This is a genomic window from Candidatus Pelagibacter sp. (genome assembly GCF_052049935.1).
GTDB lineage: Bacteria > Pseudomonadota > Alphaproteobacteria > Pelagibacterales > Pelagibacteraceae > Pelagibacter.
Window position 1 is genome coordinate 97164 of the sequence record NZ_JBNGZA010000003.1, and the last position, 21858, is coordinate 119021.

Genomic DNA, 21858 nt, shown 5'->3' on the forward strand with positions numbered 1-21858 from the left:
AAATGAATTTTAAGAAAAAAATTGTATTAGCCTACTCTGGCGGTTTAGATACATCTATTATTTTAAAGTGGCTTCAAGAAAATTATAATGCTGAAGTTATTTGCTACACTGCAGATGTGGGACAAGAAATAGATAGAAAAAAAATCTTTAGAAATGCAAAAAAACTAGGTGTTAAAAATATAATCATTCAAGATCTTAAAGATATTTTTGTAAAAGATTATGTTTATCCAATGATTAGGGGACATGCTATTTATGAAGGTGTTTATTTATTAGGTACTTCGATTGCAAGGCCGCTCATTGCAAAAGATCAGATTAGAGTTGCAAAAAAATACAAAGCTTATGCTGTATCACATGGAGCCACTGGGAAAGGAAATGATCAAGTTAGATTCGAATTAGGTTATCATTATTTTGGTCCTAAAATAAAAGTAATTGCTCCTTGGAGAATATGGAATTTAAAATCAAGAACTGATTTAATTAATTACGCAAAGAAAAATAATATTGAAATACCAAAAGATAAAAAAGGAGCGCCACCCTTTTCAGTAGATGATAATTTATTTCATACTTCAACTGAAGGTAAGGCTTTGGAAGATCCAAAAAATTTTGCACCAGAATTTATATTTCAAAGAACAGTGTCTCCTGAAAAAGCTCCAAACAAGACCTCTTTTGTGACGATAAATTTCAAGAATGGAGATCCAATTGGCGTTAACGGAAAAAAATTAAGCCCTTCTAAATTATTACAGAAACTTAATTTAATTGCTGGAAAAAATGGTGTTGGAAGAGTTGATTTAGTTGAGAATAGATTTTTAGGAATTAAGTCTCGTGGAGTATATGAAACACCTGGTGGAACACTATTAATTATTGCACATAGAGCAATGGAGTCTGTTACATTAGATAAAGATACTATGCATAAAAAAGATGCAATTATGTCCAGATATGCAGAGCTAATTTACAATGGATATTGGTTTTCAAAGGAAAGAATTAAACTTCAAAAAATAGTTGATTTAAAAAGGAGCAAAGTAAATGGTTCTGTGAAGTTAAAACTTTATAAAGGTAATGTAATAATTCATTCAAGAATTACAAAAAGTAATGCCTATTCAATGAAAAAAGTATCCTTTGAAGAAAATAAATCTTTTAATAAAAAAAATGTTGAAAGATTTATAAATTTTCACAAAACAAAACTATAATAAAAAATATTATGAATTTTATTCCTACGAGGGCTTCAGCTCTAGAAAAATTAGATTATTTCATTGAAAATGGATTAAAAGATTATTCAAAAGCCAGAAACTTTGATTTTGGGCCTGATCAAAGAGACAATACATCTTGTCTTTCACCCTATATTTCACATGGTGCTATAAATGAAATCGAGGTTATTAAAAAATCACTAAACAAATTTTCTTTTTCAAAAAATGAAAAATTTATTCAAGAAGTTTTATGGAGAACATATTGGAAAGGGTGGTTAGAATTACGTCCAAATGTATGGACAGATTTTTTAGTAGAATTGAATTCAATAAAAAACAAATACAAGGATAATGAAAATTATCTTAATGCTATTGAAGGTAATACAAATATTGAATGCTTTAATTTTTGGGTAAAAGAACTAAAAGGTACAAATTATCTACACAATCATACTAGGATGTGGTTTGCTAGTATTTGGATTTTTACATTAGATTTACCTTGGCAGTTGGGAGCAGAATTTTTTTTAGAACATTTATTAGACGGTGATCCAGCTTCAAATACGCTTGGATGGCGATGGGTTGCGGGTATACAAACTCAAGGTAAACATTATTTGGCTTCTGAATGGAATATTAAAAAATTTACTAATAATAGATTTAATCAAATAAAGCTTAATGAAAACGCTACTCCTAAAATTAGTGAAAAAACATATACGATAATTAAACAAGATTTTATCAATCCATCAATTGATGAACAAAAAACTTTAGTAATTTTTGATAATAATCTTTCCTTTGAAAGTTCAAATTTCACTGACACTCAATTTAAAAAAATTATTCTAATTAAACAAAATAATGAAAATAGAGAAATAAAGTTAAGTGAAAATGTAGTGAAATTTAAGGAGCTTTTAAATGAAGATCAAAAAAAACGGTTGAAACAAAAAAATATTGAATGTCAAATATTAGACATCAATGATTTAAAAAATATTGATGAGGATTTCTATATTTTATATCCATCAATTGGAGAAAGTTTGGATTTTTTAATAAAACTAAATCTTGAAAATTATAAATTTTTATACAGAAGCTTAGATTCTTTTTCTTGGCAATTCTGTAACAAAGGTTTTTTTAATTTTAAAAATCATATTCCTAAAATCGTAAGCAAATTTACATAAATTATGAAAATTAAAGTTTATGCAGATACAATATGTGGATGGTGTTTTATAGGTCAAACAAACCTAGAAAAAGCACTAGAAGATTACAAAAATAAACAGATAGAAGTTGAACACGTACCTTTTCAACTAAATCCTGATATGCCTGAAAGTGGAATATCAAGAAACGATTATCTAAACATTAAATTTGGTGGTAAGAAATTTGCGGCCCCGATGTATGCATCAATGACTCAAAAAGCAAAAGAAGTTGGATTAAATTTAAATTTAGAAAAAATTATCAAAACGCCAAATACTGTTCTTTCACATTTACTGATTTTATTAGCAAAGGATAGTGGAAAAGAAAATCAAATCAAAAAAGAGATTTATACAAGCTACTTTATAATGGGTGAAGATATTGGTGATGAAAACGTATTATTTAAAATAGCTGAACGTAATAATATTTCAAAAGAAAAAGTTATTAATTATTTTTCAGAGATTAATAAAAATAAAATTTACTCTTATCAAAACATTGCAAAGGGAAAAAACATTTCGGGAGTTCCTTTTTTTGAAATTAATGATCAATACGTATCAGGTGCACAAAGCTCTGAGTATTTAAAAAATTTTATTAAAGAAAATTTAAACTAAAATTTTAACTTTTTAATTTGTTTGGAATTTTTAAAATTTGATGGCTTTAAAAAAGTCTGATAACCTTTTTTAATTTTATTCCAGTCTTTATCAATTATAGCATACCAAGAGGTATCCCTATTTCTCTTTTTATAGATTGTAGCCTGTCTAAAAACTCCTTCAAATTTAAAACCTAATCTTAATGCAGCTTTATTAGATCTTTTATTGAGACTATCACATTTCCATTCGTATCTTCTATACCCCAAGATCTCGAAAGCGTTCTTCATCATAAGATACATAGCTTCAGTTGCTTCAACTGTTTTTTGTAAATTTTTAGCATATGTTATCCAACCCACCTCGATCGTTCCTACCTCAGGTGTAATTCTCAAATAACTTGCTAATCCACAATAAGTTTTAAGTTTTTTTGAATAGATAGAATAAAAGAAAGGATTTCCAGATAACTTTTCTGTTATTAGATATTTTTTAAACGAAGAAAAAGATTTATAAGGACCTGTTGGCATATAGATCCAATCAATTCCCTCTTTATCAATTGAAAAATTTTCATAGAGATCTTTTGCATGTTTCTTAACATTTACAGGCTCTAAAACACAATACTTACCAACTAATTTTTTTTTAGTTGGATATTTTGCTTTTTTAAATTTTACAGGAAACCCTATTTTATATTTTTTCATAATATTTTTTTAAAATTCTCATAGAGTGATCGAGAATATTCATTCATATCTTTCATATTGTCTTTGGCTGCTTGGTCAAATTTTTCTAAAGCTCCCTCACCTAATTGCTCCTCTAAAGCTTTTTTATATTCAGGAACGCACCCCCATTCATTTACTGTTGTGTCTTTAATTTCGATATGAAATTGAATTCCATATGCATGATTTTGATATTTAAAAATTTGAAATTTTGTAACTGGTGATGAGGCGATTAATGTTACATCTTTATTATTTTCAATCCCTTGAACCTCATAAGAGTGCCATTGAAGACTTTTAATTTGATCAGGAAATTCATTAAAAAGCTTATCATTAACTTTTTCTTTACTAAAATTGATATCCATAATTCCAATTTCTGCTGGATTTGACTTAACCACTTTGCCACCAACTACTTCGCCCAAAAGCTGACATCCTAAACAGAATCCTAAATATGGTTTTTTTAAATCTACAACAAATTCTTTTATTTTTTTTTTTTCATCTATCAACCAAGGATATTGATCCACCATGTAAGTATCCATTGGTCCACCCATACAAAACATTCCATCAAATTTACTTAGATCGTCAGGTATTTTTTCTCCCTCATCTAATTCTATGGTTGTTAACTTAAAACCATCAGCTAGCATTAGATCTTTAATGTAGCCTGGATCTTCAATTTTAATGTGTTGCAAAACAATAATGTTCATTTTTTTATTTTAAACCAGAGCATTTCTTTGAACAATATTTTACTTTATCCCAATTCAGCTTCCATTTTTTTCTCCATGCAAATGGTCTTTTACAGACGGGGCAAATTTTTGAGGGTAAGTTTTGTTTTTTCAAACTAATATTCTTTATAATTTTTTTTCCAAAGATCTAAAGCTTCTTCCCATGATGGTATTTCTTTACTCTCAAAACCATAAGTTGAGCCTGTAGCAATTGAACTAAACTCTTTCATGGCTTTCGAATGGGTTTTTCCGTTAATATATTCCATCATATAATTTCTGTCTTTCCAAGCTGTTAAAGTGTGTTTGTATCCATCAACTTCTTTAACTTCACAAAACAAATTACCTTCAGCTTTTTGAGCTGCTCTAAAAGACGGAATTGCTAACATCCAAAATTTGATTTTAGAGAGAAAATTTTTTGGTTTAAGGCCTGTGATTGAAATATACATATTAATTAGTATTTAATTTAATAAATTTATCAGCTTCAGATAAAATCATTTTTTTTCTATCTGTTTTCATTTTATCAAAAATTCTTACCATCATTGATAGCCTTGGATTTGTCAGGAAAAATTTTCTATTTCTATCAATAAATCTCCAGTAAAGACCATCCATTGTGTTACACCAATCACCTTTTTTAAAATCCATCATTTTCATGAAATAGCTTGATCCGCAGATATAAGGTTTGGTCGCAAAAATTCCACCATCACTAAATAAACCCATTCCATAAACATTTGGAACCATTACCCAATCAGATGAATCAACAAACATTTCCATAAACCATTTATAGACAATTGTTGGTTTGATTTCACAAAGGTTCATAATATTTGAGAGGATCATCAGTCTTTCTATATGGTGTGACCATCCATAATCTTTTGCATTTTTAATGGCATAATCTAATGGTGGAAGTCCAGTTGTTCCTTCATACCAACTCTTTTTCATTTTTCTATTTTGATTAAAAAAATTTTTAGTTTCCATTTCTTTTGAATAGCTCTGATAAATTCCTCTCATAAATTCTCTCCATCCAATGACTTGCCTTACATAGCCTTCAAGTGAGTTCATTCTAATTTTATTTTTTTTATGAAAGTCTAAAATTTTTTTAATTATGAATTCAGGTGTGATTATTCCCAAATTTATATAAGGACTTAAAGCACTATGAAATAAAATATTATCTTTCTGATCAACTGCATCTTCATAGTCACCAAATAAGTTTGATTTCTCTTTTATAAAAAAATTCAATAAATTTAAAACATCATCATATTCAGTTGCAAACCAGAACTGTTTTGTATTGCCTGGGTGATCTTTGAAATTTTTTTCAATTATTGGTTTTAACTTTTTTGTATGTGTGGTTTCATTAATATTTGGAAATTTAGGAATTGATATGTTTTTTGGTAATTTATTTCTATTGTCTTCATCAAAACTCCATTTCCCACCTTGTGGATTACCTTGTTTATCCATCAATATGTTAAGCTCTCTCCTGGTATCTTTGTAAAAAGTTGCCATAAAAGGCTTTTTAGATTTACTTAGATATTTTTTAAAATTGTCTCTCGAATTAAGAAACATTGGAGTTTGAACAATATTCCAATTTATTTTTTCTTTTTTAAAAAAATTTGAAACTTTGTTTTCAAAAAATTTATCTTCTATTTCAAAACTTGTAACTTCAGTAATTTTTTTTGATTTAATTATTGATTTTAATTTATCAGTATAACTTGATTTGAAACTTTTATTAGTAATATCTAAATATTCTGTTTTAAATTTATCTTTTCTAAGTCTATCCAAATATGATCGCATTGATGACAAAAATAATAATATTTTTTGTTTATGATGTTTTTCATATGTACACAGTTCGAAATCCTCTGCTAAAAAAAATAAGTGATCTTTTTTAAATTTATCTAAATAATTTAATGGAAATAATTGGTTGCCAAGTATAAAAAACAATTTCATAATTAAATATAACTAAAATAAATTTATATGTCAGATAAATATATTATCTTTGGAGCTACTGGTTCAATTGGTTCTAGTTTAGCAAAAAAATTAAAAGATTCTGGTCGTGACATACATCTAGTTGCAAGAAATGAAGAAAGTGTTCAACAATTAGCAAGTCAACTTGATTCTGCCTATACAGTTGCGGATGTTCTAGAAAATAACTTTATAGAAAAAGTTAAATCTGACATTCCTGAAGCAAAAGGTCTAGCTTATTGTGTGGGTTCAATAGATCTTAAACCTTTTAGAATGGTCAAAGAGCAAGATTTGAACAATTGTATGAAATTAAATCTTTATTCAGCAGTTGAAGCTATAAAAGGTTATCAAGAAAGTTTAAAAAAAAATAAAGGCTCTATTGTTTTGTTTTCTACAGTAGCAGCTCAACGTGGTTTTACTAATCACGCAATTATTGCATCTGCTAAAGCTGCTGTTGAAGGTTTAACAGTTTCTATTGCTGCAGAATTTGCACCTAATATTAGAGTAAATTGTATAGCTCCAAGTTTAACAAATTCAAAAATAGCTGAACCAATGCTAAAGAATAAAGTTTTAGCGGAAGGCATTGCAAAAGCACATCCACTAAAAAGGTTGGGTGAAGGACAAGATTCTGCTGCTCTTGCGAAATTTTTACTTACAGATGAAAGTTCTTGGATGACTGGTCAAATCATTGCTGTTGATGGTGGTAGATCAAAACTTTCTTAAAGTGAAAGAATATTTTCTTATATTATTCTTTTTACTCTTTTGTTCTGAAAAAAGTTTTTCAGAAAACTTATCATTTACTAAAATTACAAATCTTGATGAGCCTTGGGGATCATCTTTTATTAATGAAAACGAATTAATTATTACTGAAAAAAATGGACAAATTAAAATTGTTAATGTTTCAAATGGTAATACAGATATTGTAAATCATAATTTAAATTATACAGTATCTGGTCAAGGTGGACTTTTAGATATTCTCTATCAAAATAATCAATTATGGATCTCCTACACAGAAGATAGAGGGAATTGGAAGACAAGTACTTCAATAGCTAAAGCAACATTAGATAAAAAAAATTTAAATTTTAAAAATATATTTCAAGCAAACCCACCAATAGATTCTGGTTATCACTTTGGATCAAGACTGGCTATAAAGGATAATTATTTATTTGCGTCTGCTGGTGAAAGAGGTGGTGGTATGATTGCTCAAGATCCAACCAACCATCCTGGAAGTATTATTAGAATTCATTTAGATGGTAGTATTCCAAAAGATAATCCTAAATTTGAGGGTAAATCAAATTGGTTACCAGAAATTTATCAAATTGGTGTTCGTAATCCTCAAGGACTTACCTATTCTTCTTTTGACGGAAAAATTTATGCAAGCAACCATGGTGCTAGAGGTGGTGATTGGTTTGGAGAAATTAAAAAAGGTGAAAACTATGGTTGGAAAATTTTAGGCTGGGGTGGAAAAAATTATTCAGGGATTCCAATTGGACCAAAATGGAAACCGGATTTTACAAAGGCAATTCAATATTGGGTTCCATCAATTGCAACTAGCGCAATTACAATCTATAAAGGAAATGAGTTTGAAGAATGGAATGGTCACGCTTTAATCACATCACTAAAAGACAAATCTTTAAGAAAATTAACCTTTAATGATTTAGAAAATATACAAGAAGAAATAATTTTTAAGAATAAGATTGGAAGAATACGAGACATCCAAGTTCATCCAAATAATGGAAAAATTTACTTTTTATCTGAAAATAATTTGTGGGTTATGGAGAAAAGCTAATTATTAAGATAATAAATTTTTTAATGAAGCAACCTCACCTATCTTAAAAGTGAATACATCTTTTTTATTGTAACCATAATTTTCAGCATTTTCTTTTAATCTCATCGGTGGTTCCATTACAGGTTCGAATGAAAGCACAAATGTTCCCCAATGCATACCTAAAACTTTTTTACTACTTAAATCCTTAGCAACATTAAGGGCTTCCTCGGGAGTTGTGTGATAAATAGTTTTATCAAATATTGGTTTAAAATCATAAGCGCCAATATTAATCATGGTTAAATCTATCGGACCAAAAATTTTACCTAATTCTCTATATATATTTCCATATCCAGTATCACACGCAAATAATATTTTTTTATTTTTATATTCTATCAAAAAATTACCCCATAAAGTTTTGTTAGTATCTGTTAAACTTCTTTTTGACCAATGAATTGCTGGTAATAAAGTAACTTTTAAATCTTTATTAATATTAATACAATCATACCAATCTAGTTCATTTACATCTTTGTAATTATTTTTTGTGAAATATTTTCCAAGATTTAGAGGAACTAAAACTTTTGCATTTTTATAAGGAAACTTTTTAATTGTTTTCATGTCTTGATGGTCATAATGATTATGTGTTAATAAAAATAAATCAGTTCTTGGCAGTTCATTTAAATCTATTGCGGGCTTAGTAAATCTCTTGGGGCCAAAAATTAACGGCCCTGCATTTTTTGAAAATACAGGATCTGTAATGATGGTTGTCTCACCTAACTTAATTAAATAAGTGGCATGTCCAATCCAAGCGATATAATCGTCATCTTTATGTTTATTGAGATCTTCTAAAACAATTTGTTTATTAACAACAAAATCTTTTGGAACACTTTTATCTACTTTATTAGTTTTTTTTTTAAATGATCTATATGAAAAATTTACTTTATTTGTGCGAACTGGAGAACCTTCAGGATTTCTAAATGTTCCATCTGGTAAATGATGATATGGTTTTTTGTCCAATGAACTTAATTATCTAAAATTTTCTTTTTTGCTTTATCAAATTCTTCTTGAGTTAAGACCCCATCTTTAAGAAGATTATTTAAATTTGCTAACTCTGAACTAAGATTATTATTATTTGTGTTAGTAGTGTTAGTATCTAATTCTGAATGAGATTGATCTGTATCTTCATCTTGATTTTTTTTTGGTGCAAACTCTACCTTAGCTTTGAAACCTTTCATTATTGCTGAGCCACCTAAATAAAAAACAAAACCAAGAATTGGTACTGCTAATCCAAAAAAAATTATTTTTTCCATTAATTAATCCTCATCCTCATCTTCGTTTCTCCAACCTTTTTCGTACATTAAATACCCAGCCAATATTACTGCAAAAGTTCCTGCTATCATACCATAATCAAAACCAACTTGTTTTCCATAAAGATACCAACCAAGCTGTGTTGCTCCTATTGGAACAGCTGTGAGCAGTATCATGATTATAGCAATTCTATATTCATACTTTGGCTTCTTCATAAAGAAACATTATCAAAGTGAAGAGAAAATATTTGATCAATACAGTCGTTGAGACAATTAAACTTTTTTAAAAAAAGTCCTTATTTTTGGGATCTTTTAAAACACTCAATAGTATTTTTTAACAAACAAGCAATTGTCATTGGCCCCACTCCGCCAGGAACAGGTGTTAGAGCTTTTGCATTTTTTGAAACTTCATCAAAAGCAACATCGCCGACAATACCATTATCTGTTTTGTTTATTCCCACATCAATTACGATTGCATCTTTTTTAACCCAGTCTCCTTTAACTAATTCTGGAATTCCAACTGCAGCTACAATTATATCTGCCTCTAAACACTCTGCCTTGAGGTCTTTGGTTCTTGAATGAGTAATAGTTACTGTGCAATTTTCTTTCAAAAGTAATTGGGTCATTGGTTTTCCATTTAAATTTGATCTACCAACAACTACTGCTTTTTTTCCACTTAAGTTTGGCTCAATTTTTTTAATTAATAAATAACATCCAAGTGGTGTACAAGGCACAGAACTTTCATATCCGGAGGATAAATTTCCAACATTCATTGGATGAAAACCATCTACATCTTTTGATGGTGAGATTGCTTCTATCACTTTTTGTTTATCAATATGTTTTGGTAAAGGTAACTGAACTAATATACCTGAAACACTGTCATCTTTATTAAGCTCCTCAATTTTATCTAATACAGTTTTCTCCTCAACATTTTCTGGGTATCTAATTACTTCTGATTTTAATCCAACTTCTGTTGCAGATTTTTCCTTATTTCTTACATAAATTTTACTCGGAGCTAATTCACCAATTAGTATTACAGTTAATCCCGGAACCCTGTTATGTTTGCTTTTTAACTCCGTAACCTCTTGTTTAAGTTCTTCTCTTAATTCAGCAGCTGCTTCTTTTCCGTCAATTAAAATCATAAATTAAAATATTAATGGTGCTATGTAGAGCTTCATACACATTTCTATAAACCAAATCAACAAAAGTAATATAATTGGAGATATGTCTAATGATCCCAGGTTAGGTAAAAATCTTCTTATCTTTACTAAAATTGGATCAGTTAATCGATAAGTAAGTTCTAAAATAGCATAAACAAATCGATTCCCCGTATTAAGAACGTTAAAAGCTATTAACCAGCTTATAACAACATTTCCTACAACTACATATGAATAAAGCTTTAAAATTTGTAAAGCCAAGTAAAATATAGCAATCATTTTTTTTCAACATAAATTGATTGGCTCGGGAACGCGAATGACGCTTTGTTACCCTCGACTATTTCTTTAATTTTTATCGCTAATCTTTCTTTTACTGAAAGCCAATCATTCCAACTTCTACTATTTGTAAAGCAACGAACATACATATCGATTGAACTATCTGAAAATTTATCAACTCTAACCGCAATACCAACCTTAGTATCAAAGTCTTTGCTTTCTAGAATATATTTCTCAATTTCATTTCTGATAGTTTTAAGTTGATCAACTGTTGTGTCGTATTGCAATGTAATATTCCAACTAATCAACCAGTTTGATGTTTCGCTTACGTTTACAACTGCATTTTCAGCAAATTGAAAGTTTGGAATTATTGCAAGAGATTTATCAAATTTTCTAATTGTCGTGGATCTAAATCCAATTTTTTCAACTATACCTTCAATAACTCCATCAACAGAAATCCAGTCACCAATTTTAAATCTTTTTTCAATTAAAACCAAAATACCAGAAATTAAATTTTTAAATAAATCCTGAGCACCTAAAGCAACTGCAACACCAAATAATCCTAAACCTGCAATAATTGGTCCTATTTTTATTCCCCATAATTCTAAAACTGCTGCAAGACCTAAAATAAAAATTAAAATTTTTAATGATTTAATAATCCAACCAATTAGCTCTCTAGTTAAAATTTGGTCTAAACCACTTAAGATATAAGAAATAGGTTCTATAATTTGGTGTATGACCCAGAAAATAAGAATGGTGATTAATGTTCTGTTTATAGTGTCTACAACTTCCCTACCTTCAACTGAAAATGTCATGTAATAACTTGCAATAAAAAAACCTAAGACAATTGGTAAGAATCTTGCTGGACCCACCATTGATTTAACAAATGTATCATCTAGTTTGTTTGTGGTTCTTTTAGAAATTAACTCTAACTTTTTAATTATTAATTTACTTATGATTCCTCTAAATATTAAGAATAAAAGAAAAATTCCTACTCCAATTAAAATTTGAAAAATATCTACACCAAGAATTCCTTTGTTCCAAACTGAAAAAAAGATATCTGAGAAATTATTAAATAATTCCATAATTAAATTTTATATAACAAAAACTCTTCTTCTCCAGGGTTAAAAAGAAAAATTTTTTTCCATTTAATCTCATTAAGTATTATAGAGGCTTTTTCACCCATACACATTAAGTTTGTATCCATCCAATCATCTTTCAAACCTGAATTATTAATGAATTTCAAAAAACTCTTCGCACTATTTTCAGAATAAATATAAACAATATTTGGAATTTTTTTTTTTAACTCTTTAATAAAATTAATATCGTTAAAATCATTATGACTTGTTTTGTAATTAATTAATCTATCAATATTGTATCCTTTGTTTTTTAAATCTTTGTCTAATTCATAAGCAATAGTTTGACCACTGATATATAATAATTTACCATCTGAAGTATCAAAATTATTTTGAATAATTTCTATCAAACTATTAACACTGCCTTCAGCAGGTATTACATTTTGAAATCCTAGCGCGCGAATTTTTCTTTCGGTTGCAGACCCTACTGAAAAACATTTAATATCTTTATTAATATTTTTTATGTCCAGAAATTTAATTGAATTAGAGCTTGAAAAAATTAATGCATCATAACTGTCATAATTGAAATTTTCATGATTTACTTTTTCTATATTCAATAATGCTAGATGAGACACATCATGACCTAGTGATTTAAATTTTTCTATCATTTCAATACAGTCATCTATTGGTCTTGTTAACAAAATATGCATTATTTTTTTTTGTAACTATCTTTTGATTTTTCTTTTAAAATTTTACCAACCTCTATACCTAGTTTTTCACAATTTAAAATATTTGAACTTTTTTTTTCATAAAATCTTTGTGTACCATCTAAAGAAAACAATTCTGCTTCAAGAGTTATTTTGTCTCCCTCAATTATAGAATGAACACCAATAGCAGTTTCACAATCGCCATCTAAAACTTTTAATACATTTCTCTCTGTGAGTGCTCTTAATTTTGTATGATGGTCGTTTATTTTATCAAGTGTTGTTTTAATTTCCTGATCATCTGACCTACATTGTAGCGCTATAATACCTTGTCCTGCACTTGGTAATATTTCAGATACGGAAAATATTTGAGAAATCCTAGTATTAAAGCTTAAAGCATCCAACCCTGCATAAGATAACATGATAGCATCATATTGGCCTTCATCTAGTTTTCTAATTCTTGTGTCTACATTTCCTCTTATCAACTTGCTTTCTAAGTCATTTCTAATTTTTTTTATTTGAAACTCTCTTCTATATGACGACGTACCTACAATTGCATCGGAATTTAGTTCACCAATTTTTTTATTGTTTTTTGTAATGAGAACTTCTCTTGGATCATTTCTTTCTAAGAAACAATTTGTTGTTAATCCATCTGTTTCTAAAGCTGGCATATCTTTTAAAGCATGAACAGCAATATCAATTTTATTATCCAATAATTCTTGTTCAATATTTTTAGAAAATAATCCTTTTCCACCAACTTCTGATAATCTTTTATCTTGTACTTGATCGCCTCTTGTAACTATTTCTTTTATTTGGATTTCATCAGCAACTAAACTTGTGTTACTTAATAAACTCTTTTTTGCTTTATGGGCATACAATAAAGCAAGTTTGCTACCTCTACTTCCAATAATTATTTTTTTCATAGTTTTATTTTTGTAATAGTTTTACTATTAATATTAATAATTTGTATGAGTAAAAAACCCATAGTTCTTGGTATCGAGTCAAGTTGTGATGAAACTGCTGCTGCGATTGTAACTGAAAATAGTCAAAATCAACCAGTTGCATTGTCTAATGTTGTTTCAAGTCAAACTAATGTTCATAAGGAATTTGGTGGAGTAGTACCTGAATTAGCAGCAAGATCTCATTTAGAAAAAATAGATCTTATAACCAAAAAAGCAATTGAAGATAGTGGAATTAAAATTGGTGATATTGATGCTGTAGCATCTACAGCAGGTCCTGGGTTGGTGGTTTGTTTGTCTGTTGGTTTAAGTTTTGGTAAAGCATTTGCAAACTCCCTAAATAAACCCTTTATTGCTATAAACCATTTAGAGGGTCATGCGTTAAGTCCAAAATTAAATTCAAATTTAGATTATCCATATTTGTTGTTATTAATTTCCGGAGGACATAGTCAATATCTAGTCGTTGAAGGGCTCAATAAATATAAAAGAATTGGAACAACGATAGATGATGCTCTTGGAGAAGCATTTGATAAAACTGCAAAATTAATTGGTGTTGAGTTTCCTGGTGGCCCTCAAATTGAAAAATTAGCTGAAAAAGGAAATAAGGAAAGATTTGTTCTACCAAAACCAATTTTTAATCGAGGTGGGTGCAACTTATCTTTCGCAGGATTAAAAACGGCTATCTTAAAGATTTCAAAAGAAATTAAAAATGAACAAGACAAATTTGATATTGCCGCTTCATTTCAAAACACCATAGAACAAATTATGTATAAGAAAACTAATATGGCGTTTGATGAATATGAAAAAATAAACAACTCAGATAATAATATTTTTGTAATAGCAGGTGGTGTAGCGGCTAACAAAAAATTGAGAGAAATGTTCAAAAAAATTTGTAATGAAAGAAATTTTAAATCTATTTTTCCACCAATTGAGTTATGTGGTGATAATGCTGCAATGATTGGTTTGGTAGGCCTAGAAAAATATAAATTAGGCTTATTAGATAAATTAAACTTTCCAGCAAAACCAAGATGGCAACTTGATGAAAGTGCTATATTTCTTAAGGGAGCGGGTGTAAAAATTTAATTTAAAATAAAATTATAAAAATAATCTAATGAATATATATTTTTACTTTAAGAAAATCTTTAATTTTAAAATTCCATCTTTCCTCAAAAAAAAATTAAAAAAAAATTTTGGAAAAAATAATTTGGATTTAAAGTTGGAAAAATATCTTAATTTTTTTGATGGTTTTTATGTAGAACTTGGGGCTCATGATGGGATAACACAATCAAACACTTATTATTATGAAAAAAACAAAAATTGGAAGGGAATTTTAATTGAGCCAACTCCAAAACTTTTTAAAGAATGTAAACATAATAGATCTCAAAGGAATTTATTCTTTTGTAATGCTTGTGTAAGTTTTAATTTTACGAAAAAAAATGTAGAATTAATTTATTCAAATTTAAAAACTACCTCTATAGATCAAACCTCAAAATCATTTAGAGAAGATCATCTTTCTACACCTGAATTGAATTTTTTTGAAAAACAAACTACTTTTTTAGCTGAAGCTAGAACGCTTGACTCAATTTTGTATGAAGCTAATGCCCCAAAAAAAATAAATTTTTTAAGTTTAGATGTTGAAGGGGCAGAATTTGAAGTGTTAAATGGAATTAATTTTAATAATTTTTCTTTTCAATATTTAATTGTAGAAACTCATAAATTTGAAAAATTGAATGAATTTCTAAAACAAAAAAATTATATATTTATAGAAAAATTTAATTTTAATGATTATTTATTTAAATATTTAAAATAATATTTTATTAATTATAAATGAAATATTGGTTATTAAAATCAGAACCTGATGTTTGGTCGCTAACTCAACAGATGAAAGCTGGTGACAAAGGAGCTGTTTGGGATGGGGTTAGAAATTACCAAGCAGCAAATAATTTAAAAAAAATGAAAAAAGGTGACCTTTGTTTTTTTTACCATTCAAATATTGGAAAAGAAATAGTTGGTATAGTTGAGGTTTTAAAAGAATCCTATTTAGATAAAACTGATAAATCAGGAAGATTTGTTGCGGTTACAGTTAAATTTAAAGAGAGACTTAAAAGATCAATAACACTTAATGAAATTAAAAAAATTAAGGAATTAAGCCAATTATCTCTAATAAAACAAAGTAGATTATCCGTAATGAGTATTGACTCTAAAAGCTGGAAAATTCTTATAAGAATGAGTAAAACATAAACATGTCAAAAAAGAAAAAAAAGAAGTCCAAAAAAAAACCTTCGAAAAAAGTTAAAAAGAAAAAGAAGGTTAACAAAAAAAAATCAAAACAAATAAAAATAAAGAAAGTTTCTAAAAAGAAAAATAAAGTAAGAAAAAAAATATCTAAAAACAATGATAATAAAGAACAAGAATTGGTTATTAAAACAAGATCTGAATGGATTAAAAGAAGTCTAGCTAATAAAGCTCAATATACAAAAAAATATAACGAATCTATTAAAAACAATAATGAATTTTGGGCTAAGGAAGGAAAAAGGATTAGCTGGATTAAGCCATATACAAAAATTAAAGATGTAAAATACAGCACATCAGAAGTTAAAATAAAATGGTTTGAGGATGGAACTTTGAATGCCTCTGCAAACTGCATCGATAGACATTTAAAAGATAAAGGTGATGAAACAGCAATTATTTGGGTGGGTGATGATCCAAAAGACTCACAAAAGATTTCTTATAAACAACTACACCAAAAAGTTTCTAAAGCTGCAAATGGATTAAAAAAACTAGGTATAAAAAAAGGTGATAGAGTGACAATATATTTAACAATGGTGCCCGAGCTAGCAGTTTTAATGTTAGCATGTACAAGAATAGGTGCAATTCATTCAATTATTTTTGGAGGTTTTTCAGCAGATTCAATTTCAGGAAGAGTAAATGATTGCGAGTCGGAATACATCATTACTGCCGATGAAGGAGTAAGGGGTGGAAAAACAATCCCTTTAAAAGAAATTACAGATGAGGCTTTGAGAAGTTGTCCGAATGTTAAAAAATGCATTGTTGTTAAGAGAACAGGTAACTCTGTTAGTTGGGATTACGATAGAGATGTTTGGTACCATGAATTAACTAAAGATGTTCCATCACATTGTGAACCTGAAGAGATGAACGCTGAAGATCCAATGTTCATACTTTATACATCAGGATCAACAGGAAAACCTAAAGGGGTTCTTCATACAACAGGCGGATACATGGTTTATGCTTCAATGACTCATGAATATATATTCAACTACAAACCAAAAGATATTTATTGGTGTACTGCTGATATTGGATGGGTAACTGGTCATAGTTATATTATTTATGGACCTCTGGCGAACGGAGCAACAACAATTATGTTTGAAGGAATTCCCACTTATCCTGATAGCTCGCGTTGGTGGCAAATCATTGATAAATATAAAGTAAATATATTTTATACTGCACCTACAGCAATTAGGGCCTTAATGAGGGAAGGCGATGGACCAGTCAAGAAAACTTCAAGAAAAACATTAAAGCTGTTAGGAACAGTTGGTGAGCCAATTAATCCTGAGGCTTGGATGTGGTATTATAAAACTGTTGGTAATTCAAAGTCACCAATTGTGGATACTTGGTGGCAAACTGAAACTGGTGGTATTATGATTGCTCCACAAACAGGTGCAATCAACTTAAAACCTGGTTCTGCTACAAAGCCATTTTATGGTATTAAACCATCGTTAGTTGACAAAGATGGAAATGAAATTAAAGGGGCTGGTGAAGGTAGATTGTGTATTTCTCAATCTTGGCCAGGTCAAATGAGAACTGTCTATGGTGATCATCAAAGATTTATAGATACTTATTTTTCTCAATTTGATGGAAAATATTTTACAGGTGATGGGTGTAGGAGAGATAAAGATGGCTACTATTGGATAACAGGTAGAGTTGATGATGTCATCATTGTTTCAGGGCATAATTTAGGGACAGCAGAAATTGAAAGTGCTTTTGTAGCTCATCCAAAAGTAGCAGAAGCTGCAGTGGTTGGCTATCCGCACGACATAAAAGGTAATGGACTATATTGCTATGTTACTTTAAATGCAGGTGAACAAGAAAATGGGGAGCTTGAAAGAGATTTAAAACTTTGGGTTAGAAAACAAATTGGACCTCTAGCAACCCCAGATATAATTCATTTTTCACCAGGTTTACCAAAAACAAGATCTGGAAAAATCATGAGAAGAATTTTAAGAAAGATTGCTGCTAATGAACATGATCAACTAGGAGATACTACTACCCTAGCAGATCCATCGGTTGTTGATAGTTTGGTGGAAAATAGAAAAAATATTTAAAATTCAATTCTTTCACTAAATTCTTTTTTTATGATATCCCATTTAAGTATCATTGAATTCAGAACAATTTTACGATCTAGAGTTTTTAATTTATCCGCAATAGGAGCCCATTCATATAATGACAATGCACTTGGGTTGAATGGATAATCATTAATTTGATTATCCCAATTTATTTTTTCTAATCTTTCATTAAATGTTTTTCGACACTCTTCATTTATATCTTTAGGCATTTGATTTAATATTTCATCATCTAAAATGTTATTAAAAATTTCTTTTGCTTTTTTTAAATCTTGAAATTGAAAATTTATTTTTAAATAAGAAAATACATAAAAAGTTAAATCTTGAAGCGACACTGCATAAATATTCCACTTCGCTAAATTAACTGACTTCATAAACTCATCATTTTCAAAATGTAAAACGTATCTTGTTCCCATTCTTGTTTTTAAATAACTATAAAGAGTAACTTGTGCTACCCATGCTGATTTAGTTTGAATAAACTCTTCTAAATCGTTTAAATTATTTAGTTTTTTCTTTGGAATAAAGGCTTTAAACAAACCAAAAAGATAAATTTTGAAATCAGAAAATTTCAAATCACGCCAGGTTAATTTGTATTTTGACATAAAATTTAAGATTTTTAACAGTTTTAGACTAAAATGTCCCTATTTTGAGCAATTTTAATACTTTAAATCTATTTCATAATGGTTAGAGTTTTTGCCAGTTATAACTAACAAGGAGAGAGATATAATGTCTAAACAAGCACAACACTGGGAAAAGACCAGAGCATTGCTATTTATTACACTAGCAATCTGGGCTGTGTTCTCAATGGGTATCTTCCTTTTTGGAGCTGAGATGAACGAAGTCGGTGGACCTTTTGGTTATCCACTAACGTATTGGTTCACTTGTCAAGGTTCTCTTGGAATTTTCGTAATCCTAATTTTCTGGTTTGCGAACAGACAAGAAAAAATTGATGAAGAGTTCGGCTTTTCTGAAAAAGGAGGCGATTAATGTTAAAAGGTAATTTTATAGACAACTTGCCTAAAGTTTACGGAATCTATACAGGTGGATTTTTAGCTTTCATAATCATTATGGCAATTGCAGAATCGGCGGGTATGACTGCAAAAGCAATTGGAATTTGTTTCGTTGCTTTTACAGTAGCTATCTATGCAATAATTGGTTGGCTATCACGTACAGCTCAAGCTGACGCTTACTATGTAGCTGGAAGACAAGTACCTACTGTATTCAATGGTATGGCAACTGCAGCAGACTGGATGTCTGGTGCATCATTCGTTGCAATGGCAGGCGGTATTTACTTCAAAGGCTATGGTTACATGGCGTTACTAGTAGGTTGGACTGGTGGTTACGTGTTAGTTGCATCTTTATTGGCACCATACTTAAGAAAATTTGGCTGTTACACAGTTCCAGATTTCGTAGGTACAAGATACGGTGGTAATTTAGCAAGACTATGTGCGGTAATAGTATTAACTGTTGCCTCATTTACATATGTGACTGCACAAATTAATGCTACAGGTACGATTGCATCTGTTGCTCTAGATATTCCCTTTCAATACGCTGTATACGTTGGATTAATAAGTATCTTATTATGTTCAATGCTAGGTGGTATGAGAGGAGTAACTTGGACACAAGTTGCACAGTACATTGTACTAATTATAGCTTACTTGCTTCCAGTATTCTGGATCAGTAACAAAATTGGTGCTGGGTTTTTCCCACACTTCATGTTAGCTGATGAAGTTGCCAGAATTGGTGAATTAGAACAACAGTTTGGTTTTGTAAAAAATTCAGCTGCTGATCTTGCTAATGTACCAAAAGGCTTAGCTGGAATAACTAAAGCTCACTCTGCAGTAAATGCTTCACCTTGGGCGTTTATTTCATTAGCATTAGCGATGATGATGGGAACAGCTTCATTACCGCACGTGATGATGAGATATTTCACAACTCCAAGTGTAAAAGCAGCTAGAAAATCAGTAGGTTGGTCAGTATTCTTTATCTTCCTACTATATTCATCTGCACCAATGTTAGCGACGCTTTCTAAACTATCATTAATTGATCCTTCATTACCTACGGGTATTATTGGAAAATCAATTGCTGATGTTCAAGCGATCGACTGGTACCAAAACTGGAACCAAGCTAATCTGATGTTTATTAGCGACTTTAACGGAAATGGAACTGTTGAATTAAACGAGTTCTTCATGGGTGGTAAAGCCGTTGTATTAGCAACACCAGAAATAGCAGGATTACCATATGTAATCTCAGGTCTAGTTGCAGCCGGCGGTATGGCAGCTGCCATGTCAACAGCAGATGGTTTAATTCTAGCAATTGCAAACGCTATATCACATGATGTTTACTATAAGATCATTGATCCAAAAGCGGAAACTGCAAAAAGACTAGTTGTTGCAAGGGTATTACTTGTAGTAATTGGTTTTGCTGGAGCTACAATTGCAGCAATGGAAATCCAAGGTATCTTAGGTTCAGTAATCTGGGCTTTTGACTTTGCGATGTCTGGTTTATTCTGGCCACTTGTACTAGGTGTATGGTGGAACAGAGCTAACAAAGAAGGTGCAATAGCTGGTATGATATTAGGTCTAGTATCTGGTGCTGCGTATCTAGTTTGGGTACGTAACGGTGGAGCTGGTTTCTTAGGTATTACACAGTTAACATTTGGTATCTTCGGATCTACTGTTAGTTTAGTTGCAATGGTTGTTGTAAGTTTAATGACTTCAGCACCTAATGCTGCTACACAGAGAATGGTTGATGAGTGTCGTGTACCTGCAGGTAAAACTGTAATTGGTAGATAATACTTATTAAATTAATTTAAGGGGCGATTTATTCGCCCCTTTTTTTTTATTCTTTTTTCTAATATAAAACTTAAATGTCATCAGGATTATCAGCAAACTTTCATCCCTTAGTCTATATAATTGATTATGCTTTAGGAATGATCATGTGGACTTTGATTGGTAAGGTTGCAATGAATATTTTTCAAAAAGAAGATTCTGAATTTTTTTTTATGAAAGTGTTTGTAAAAATAACAAACCCTTTTATTAGGCTTTTTAAACCGATAACTCCAAAATTTATAATTGCGCCATTAGTACCACTATATATTGCATGGTTCTTTTTTATGATAAGATTTTATTTAATGCCATGGGTGCTTGGTTATTCTGTGATGGGTATGTTGTCATTTCCTCTCGAAAGTGAAATTTCTAGACAAATATATCAATTTTTTAATTCAATTAAATTTTAAAAGTTGATAGTACTAATAATCACTATCAATGAAAAAAATACAAATATCACCATCAATACTTTCTGCTGACTTTAGTCAACTTGGTAATGAAATAAAAAAATTAGAAAACGGTGGAGCTGATATGGTTCATGTTGACGTTATGGATGGACACTATGTTCCAAACCTAACAATTGGACCTCCTGTTATTAAATCGCTAAGAAAGCATACTAAACTTAAGTTTGATGTTCATTTGATGATTGCCCCTGTTCATAAGTACATAGAAGATTATGCAGAAGCTGGGGCTGATATTATTACAATTCATCCTGAGGCAACTGATAGCTTACAAGATTCAATAAACAAAATTAAAGAATTAAAAAAGAAAGTTGGTATTTCATTAAATCCAGAAACAAAAATTGAGATAATAGAGAAATTTTTAAATCAAATTGATTTGGTTCTTATAATGAGTGTTAATCCAGGTTTTGGAGGTCAAAAATTTATGCCTGAAGTTTTGGAAAAAGTTAAAAAATTAAAAACTGTTCGTGAAAATAATAAATTTAATTATGATATAGAAATTGATGGTGGAATAAATTTTGAAAATTCTAAGAGTGCAATTGAGGCAGGTGCAAATATTCTAGTATCGGGAACAACAATTTTTAAGAATAATGACGGTGATATCAAAAAAAATATAGAATTATTGAAATCAGCTTAGTTATCTA

General features: G+C 29.7%; 27 protein-coding genes. 13 read left to right on the forward strand and 14 right to left on the reverse strand.

From position 1 onward, the window contains the following. Positions 1-2 precede the first annotated feature (2 nt). From ACTT90_RS02355 to ACTT90_RS02365, 3 genes are read left to right on the forward strand one after another with little or no spacing between them, the layout of a single operon-like run. Complete coding sequence (locus ACTT90_RS02355) at positions 3-1184, forward strand: argininosuccinate synthase (RefSeq protein WP_440937251.1); 1182 nt, start codon at positions 3-5, stop codon at positions 1182-1184. Positions 1185-1195: 11 nt separating this feature from the next. Further along, positions 1196-2341 (forward strand): FAD-binding domain-containing protein, encoded by a 1146-nt coding sequence (locus tag ACTT90_RS02360; RefSeq protein ID WP_440937252.1) that lies wholly within the window; start codon positions 1196-1198, stop codon positions 2339-2341. A gap of 3 nt (positions 2342-2344) precedes the next feature. Next, positions 2345-2962, forward strand: coding sequence for a DsbA family oxidoreductase (locus tag ACTT90_RS02365; protein ID WP_440937253.1), 618 nt, complete (start codon positions 2345-2347; stop codon positions 2960-2962). Here the strand turns inward: ACTT90_RS02365 and ACTT90_RS02370 are convergent. The 5 genes from ACTT90_RS02370 to ACTT90_RS02390 form a co-directional block, all read right to left on the reverse strand. Then, positions 2959-3633, reverse strand: coding sequence for a GNAT family N-acetyltransferase (locus ACTT90_RS02370; protein ID WP_440937254.1), 675 nt, complete (start codon positions 3631-3633; stop codon positions 2959-2961). The genes ACTT90_RS02365 and ACTT90_RS02370 overlap by 4 nt on opposite strands. Continuing rightward, positions 3630-4349 carry a type 1 glutamine amidotransferase gene (locus tag ACTT90_RS02375; protein ID WP_440937255.1) on the reverse strand — a complete coding sequence of 240 codons (720 nt, stop codon included), beginning with the start codon at positions 4347-4349 and terminating at the stop codon, positions 3630-3632. The genes ACTT90_RS02370 and ACTT90_RS02375 overlap by 4 nt, the downstream gene beginning before the upstream one ends. A 4-nt stretch (positions 4350-4353) precedes the next feature. After that, a complete protein-coding gene (locus ACTT90_RS02380) occupies positions 4354-4482 on the reverse strand; it encodes a DUF2256 domain-containing protein (RefSeq protein WP_083848107.1) in 129 nt (42 codons plus the stop codon). Between the two features lies 1 nt (position 4483). Then, positions 4484-4753 (reverse strand): hypothetical protein, encoded by a 270-nt coding sequence (locus ACTT90_RS02385; protein WP_440937256.1) that lies wholly within the window; start codon positions 4751-4753, stop codon positions 4484-4486. 61 nt (positions 4754-4814) lie between these two features. Beyond that, on the reverse strand, positions 4815-6305 hold the full coding sequence (locus ACTT90_RS02390; protein ID WP_440937257.1) for a cryptochrome/photolyase family protein: 1491 nt from the start codon (positions 6303-6305) through the stop codon (positions 4815-4817). Between the two features lie 27 nt (positions 6306-6332). On the opposite strand from ACTT90_RS02390, the gene ACTT90_RS02395 reads away from it, so the two are divergent. After that, on the forward strand, positions 6333-7043 hold the full coding sequence (locus tag ACTT90_RS02395) for an SDR family NAD(P)-dependent oxidoreductase (RefSeq protein WP_440937258.1): 711 nt from the start codon (positions 6333-6335) through the stop codon (positions 7041-7043). Further along, positions 7018-8109 (forward strand): PQQ-dependent sugar dehydrogenase, encoded by a 1092-nt coding sequence (locus tag ACTT90_RS02400; protein ID WP_440937259.1) that lies wholly within the window; start codon positions 7018-7020, stop codon positions 8107-8109. Before ACTT90_RS02395 ends, ACTT90_RS02400 begins: the two co-directional genes overlap by 26 nt. A 3-nt stretch (positions 8110-8112) precedes the next feature. On the opposite strand, the gene ACTT90_RS02405 is transcribed toward ACTT90_RS02400, so the two are convergent. From ACTT90_RS02405 to hemC, 8 genes are all read right to left on the reverse strand, one after another. After that, positions 8113-9102 carry an MBL fold metallo-hydrolase gene (locus tag ACTT90_RS02405; RefSeq protein WP_440937260.1) on the reverse strand — a complete coding sequence of 330 codons (990 nt, stop codon included), beginning with the start codon at positions 9100-9102 and terminating at the stop codon, positions 8113-8115. Positions 9103-9107: 5 nt separating this feature from the next. Continuing rightward, complete coding sequence (locus tag ACTT90_RS02410; protein WP_440937261.1) at positions 9108-9395, reverse strand: SHOCT domain-containing protein; 288 nt, start codon at positions 9393-9395, stop codon at positions 9108-9110. A 3-nt stretch (positions 9396-9398) separates the two neighbouring features. After that, a complete protein-coding gene (locus ACTT90_RS02415; RefSeq protein WP_014953981.1) occupies positions 9399-9608 on the reverse strand; it encodes a hypothetical protein in 210 nt (69 codons plus the stop codon). Between the two features lie 80 nt (positions 9609-9688). Further along, a complete protein-coding gene (gene folD / locus ACTT90_RS02420; RefSeq protein ID WP_440937262.1) occupies positions 9689-10534 on the reverse strand; it encodes a bifunctional methylenetetrahydrofolate dehydrogenase/methenyltetrahydrofolate cyclohydrolase FolD in 846 nt (281 codons plus the stop codon). A 3-nt stretch (positions 10535-10537) separates the two neighbouring features. Next, positions 10538-10828 (reverse strand): YggT family protein, encoded by a 291-nt coding sequence (locus ACTT90_RS02425; protein WP_440937263.1) that lies wholly within the window; start codon positions 10826-10828, stop codon positions 10538-10540. Continuing rightward, entirely contained in the window at positions 10825-11910 is a 1086-nt protein-coding gene (locus ACTT90_RS02430; protein WP_440937264.1) for a mechanosensitive ion channel family protein, read from the reverse strand. Before ACTT90_RS02430 ends, ACTT90_RS02425 begins: the two co-directional genes overlap by 4 nt. Positions 11911-11912: 2 nt before the next feature. Beyond that, positions 11913-12611 carry a uroporphyrinogen-III synthase gene (locus tag ACTT90_RS02435; protein WP_440937265.1) on the reverse strand — a complete coding sequence of 233 codons (699 nt, stop codon included), beginning with the start codon at positions 12609-12611 and terminating at the stop codon, positions 11913-11915. Continuing rightward, the gene (gene hemC / locus ACTT90_RS02440) at positions 12611-13528 is read right to left on the reverse strand and encodes a hydroxymethylbilane synthase (RefSeq protein WP_440937266.1); all 918 of its coding nucleotides are present in this window, start codon (positions 13526-13528) and stop codon (positions 12611-12613) included. The genes ACTT90_RS02435 and hemC overlap by 1 nt, the downstream gene beginning before the upstream one ends. 45 nt (positions 13529-13573) lie before the next feature. Between hemC and tsaD the strand changes: the two genes are divergently transcribed. From tsaD to acs, 4 genes are read left to right on the forward strand one after another with little or no spacing between them, the layout of a single operon-like run. Beyond that, positions 13574-14647 carry a tRNA (adenosine(37)-N6)-threonylcarbamoyltransferase complex transferase subunit TsaD gene (gene tsaD, locus ACTT90_RS02445; protein WP_440937267.1) on the forward strand — a complete coding sequence of 358 codons (1074 nt, stop codon included), beginning with the start codon at positions 13574-13576 and terminating at the stop codon, positions 14645-14647. Between the two features lie 28 nt (positions 14648-14675). Then, positions 14676-15374: an FkbM family methyltransferase gene (locus ACTT90_RS02450; protein ID WP_440937268.1), complete on the forward strand. Its 699-nt coding sequence runs from the start codon at positions 14676-14678 to the stop codon at positions 15372-15374. 17 nt (positions 15375-15391) lie between these two features. Next, positions 15392-15805 carry an EVE domain-containing protein gene (locus tag ACTT90_RS02455; RefSeq protein WP_440937269.1) on the forward strand — a complete coding sequence of 138 codons (414 nt, stop codon included), beginning with the start codon at positions 15392-15394 and terminating at the stop codon, positions 15803-15805. A 2-nt stretch (positions 15806-15807) separates the two neighbouring features. Then, positions 15808-17907 carry an acetate--CoA ligase gene (gene acs / locus ACTT90_RS02460; RefSeq protein WP_440937270.1) on the forward strand — a complete coding sequence of 700 codons (2100 nt, stop codon included), beginning with the start codon at positions 15808-15810 and terminating at the stop codon, positions 17905-17907. On the opposite strand, the gene ACTT90_RS02465 is transcribed toward acs, so the two are convergent. After that, positions 17904-18527, reverse strand: coding sequence for an esterase (locus ACTT90_RS02465; protein ID WP_440937271.1), 624 nt, complete (start codon positions 18525-18527; stop codon positions 17904-17906). The genes acs and ACTT90_RS02465 overlap by 4 nt on opposite strands. 124 nt (positions 18528-18651) lie before the next feature. Here ACTT90_RS02465 and ACTT90_RS02470 point away from each other — a divergent pair, with 124 nt between their 5' ends. From ACTT90_RS02470 to rpe, 4 genes are all read left to right on the forward strand, one after another. Next, positions 18652-18912 carry a DUF4212 domain-containing protein gene (locus ACTT90_RS02470; RefSeq protein WP_014953970.1) on the forward strand — a complete coding sequence of 87 codons (261 nt, stop codon included), beginning with the start codon at positions 18652-18654 and terminating at the stop codon, positions 18910-18912. Beyond that, complete coding sequence (locus tag ACTT90_RS02475; protein WP_440937272.1) at positions 18912-20720, forward strand: sodium:solute symporter family protein; 1809 nt, start codon at positions 18912-18914, stop codon at positions 20718-20720. The genes ACTT90_RS02470 and ACTT90_RS02475 overlap by 1 nt, the downstream gene beginning before the upstream one ends. 74 nt (positions 20721-20794) lie before the next feature. After that, positions 20795-21163 (forward strand): hypothetical protein, encoded by a 369-nt coding sequence (locus ACTT90_RS02480; protein WP_440937273.1) that lies wholly within the window; start codon positions 20795-20797, stop codon positions 21161-21163. A 28-nt stretch (positions 21164-21191) separates the two neighbouring features. Continuing rightward, positions 21192-21851 (forward strand): ribulose-phosphate 3-epimerase, encoded by a 660-nt coding sequence (gene rpe, locus ACTT90_RS02485; RefSeq protein WP_440937274.1) that lies wholly within the window; start codon positions 21192-21194, stop codon positions 21849-21851. Positions 21852-21858: the final 7 nt, after the last annotated feature.

Bases quoted from the DNA above. Each gene is read 5' to 3' on its own strand.
- ACTT90_RS02385 (WP_440937256.1), bottom strand. From the start codon at position 4,753: ATGTTAGCAATTCCGTCTTTTAGAGCAGCTCAAAAAGCTGAAGGTAAT.
- ACTT90_RS02395 (WP_440937258.1), top strand. From the start codon at position 6,333: ATGTCAGATAAATATATTATCTTTGGAGCTACTGGTTCAATTGGTTCT.
- acs (WP_440937270.1), top strand. From the start codon at position 15,808: ATGTCAAAAAAGAAAAAAAAGAAGTCCAAAAAAAAACCTTCGAAAAAA.
- ACTT90_RS02360 (WP_440937252.1), top strand. From the start codon at position 1,196: ATGAATTTTATTCCTACGAGGGCTTCAGCTCTAGAAAAATTAGATTAT.
- ACTT90_RS02475 (WP_440937272.1), top strand. From the start codon at position 18,912: ATGTTAAAAGGTAATTTTATAGACAACTTGCCTAAAGTTTACGGAATC.
- rpe (WP_440937274.1), top strand. From the start codon at position 21,192: ATGAAAAAAATACAAATATCACCATCAATACTTTCTGCTGACTTTAGT.
- ACTT90_RS02435 (WP_440937265.1), bottom strand. From the start codon at position 12,611: ATGCATATTTTGTTAACAAGACCAATAGATGACTGTATTGAAATGATA.
- folD (WP_440937262.1), bottom strand. From the start codon at position 10,534: ATGATTTTAATTGACGGAAAAGAAGCAGCTGCTGAATTAAGAGAAGAA.
- ACTT90_RS02400 (WP_440937259.1), top strand. From the start codon at position 7,018: ATGGTGGTAGATCAAAACTTTCTTAAAGTGAAAGAATATTTTCTTATA.
- ACTT90_RS02375 (WP_440937255.1), bottom strand. From the start codon at position 4,349: ATGAACATTATTGTTTTGCAACACATTAAAATTGAAGATCCAGGCTAC.
- ACTT90_RS02410 (WP_440937261.1), bottom strand. From the start codon at position 9,395: ATGGAAAAAATAATTTTTTTTGGATTAGCAGTACCAATTCTTGGTTTT.
- ACTT90_RS02415 (WP_014953981.1), bottom strand. From the start codon at position 9,608: ATGAAGAAGCCAAAGTATGAATATAGAATTGCTATAATCATGATACTG.
- ACTT90_RS02390 (WP_440937257.1), bottom strand. From the start codon at position 6,305: ATGAAATTGTTTTTTATACTTGGCAACCAATTATTTCCATTAAATTAT.
- tsaD (WP_440937267.1), top strand. From the start codon at position 13,574: ATGAGTAAAAAACCCATAGTTCTTGGTATCGAGTCAAGTTGTGATGAA.
- ACTT90_RS02470 (WP_014953970.1), top strand. From the start codon at position 18,652: ATGTCTAAACAAGCACAACACTGGGAAAAGACCAGAGCATTGCTATTT.
- ACTT90_RS02450 (WP_440937268.1), top strand. From the start codon at position 14,676: ATGAATATATATTTTTACTTTAAGAAAATCTTTAATTTTAAAATTCCA.
- ACTT90_RS02365 (WP_440937253.1), top strand. From the start codon at position 2,345: ATGAAAATTAAAGTTTATGCAGATACAATATGTGGATGGTGTTTTATA.
- hemC (WP_440937266.1), bottom strand. From the start codon at position 13,528: ATGAAAAAAATAATTATTGGAAGTAGAGGTAGCAAACTTGCTTTATTG.
- ACTT90_RS02370 (WP_440937254.1), bottom strand. From the start codon at position 3,633: ATGAAAAAATATAAAATAGGGTTTCCTGTAAAATTTAAAAAAGCAAAA.
- ACTT90_RS02355 (WP_440937251.1), top strand. From the start codon at position 3: ATGAATTTTAAGAAAAAAATTGTATTAGCCTACTCTGGCGGTTTAGAT.
- ACTT90_RS02480 (WP_440937273.1), top strand. From the start codon at position 20,795: ATGTCATCAGGATTATCAGCAAACTTTCATCCCTTAGTCTATATAATT.
- ACTT90_RS02465 (WP_440937271.1), bottom strand. From the start codon at position 18,527: ATGTCAAAATACAAATTAACCTGGCGTGATTTGAAATTTTCTGATTTC.
- ACTT90_RS02425 (WP_440937263.1), bottom strand. From the start codon at position 10,828: ATGATTGCTATATTTTACTTGGCTTTACAAATTTTAAAGCTTTATTCA.
- ACTT90_RS02455 (WP_440937269.1), top strand. From the start codon at position 15,392: ATGAAATATTGGTTATTAAAATCAGAACCTGATGTTTGGTCGCTAACT.
- ACTT90_RS02430 (WP_440937264.1), bottom strand. From the start codon at position 11,910: ATGGAATTATTTAATAATTTCTCAGATATCTTTTTTTCAGTTTGGAAC.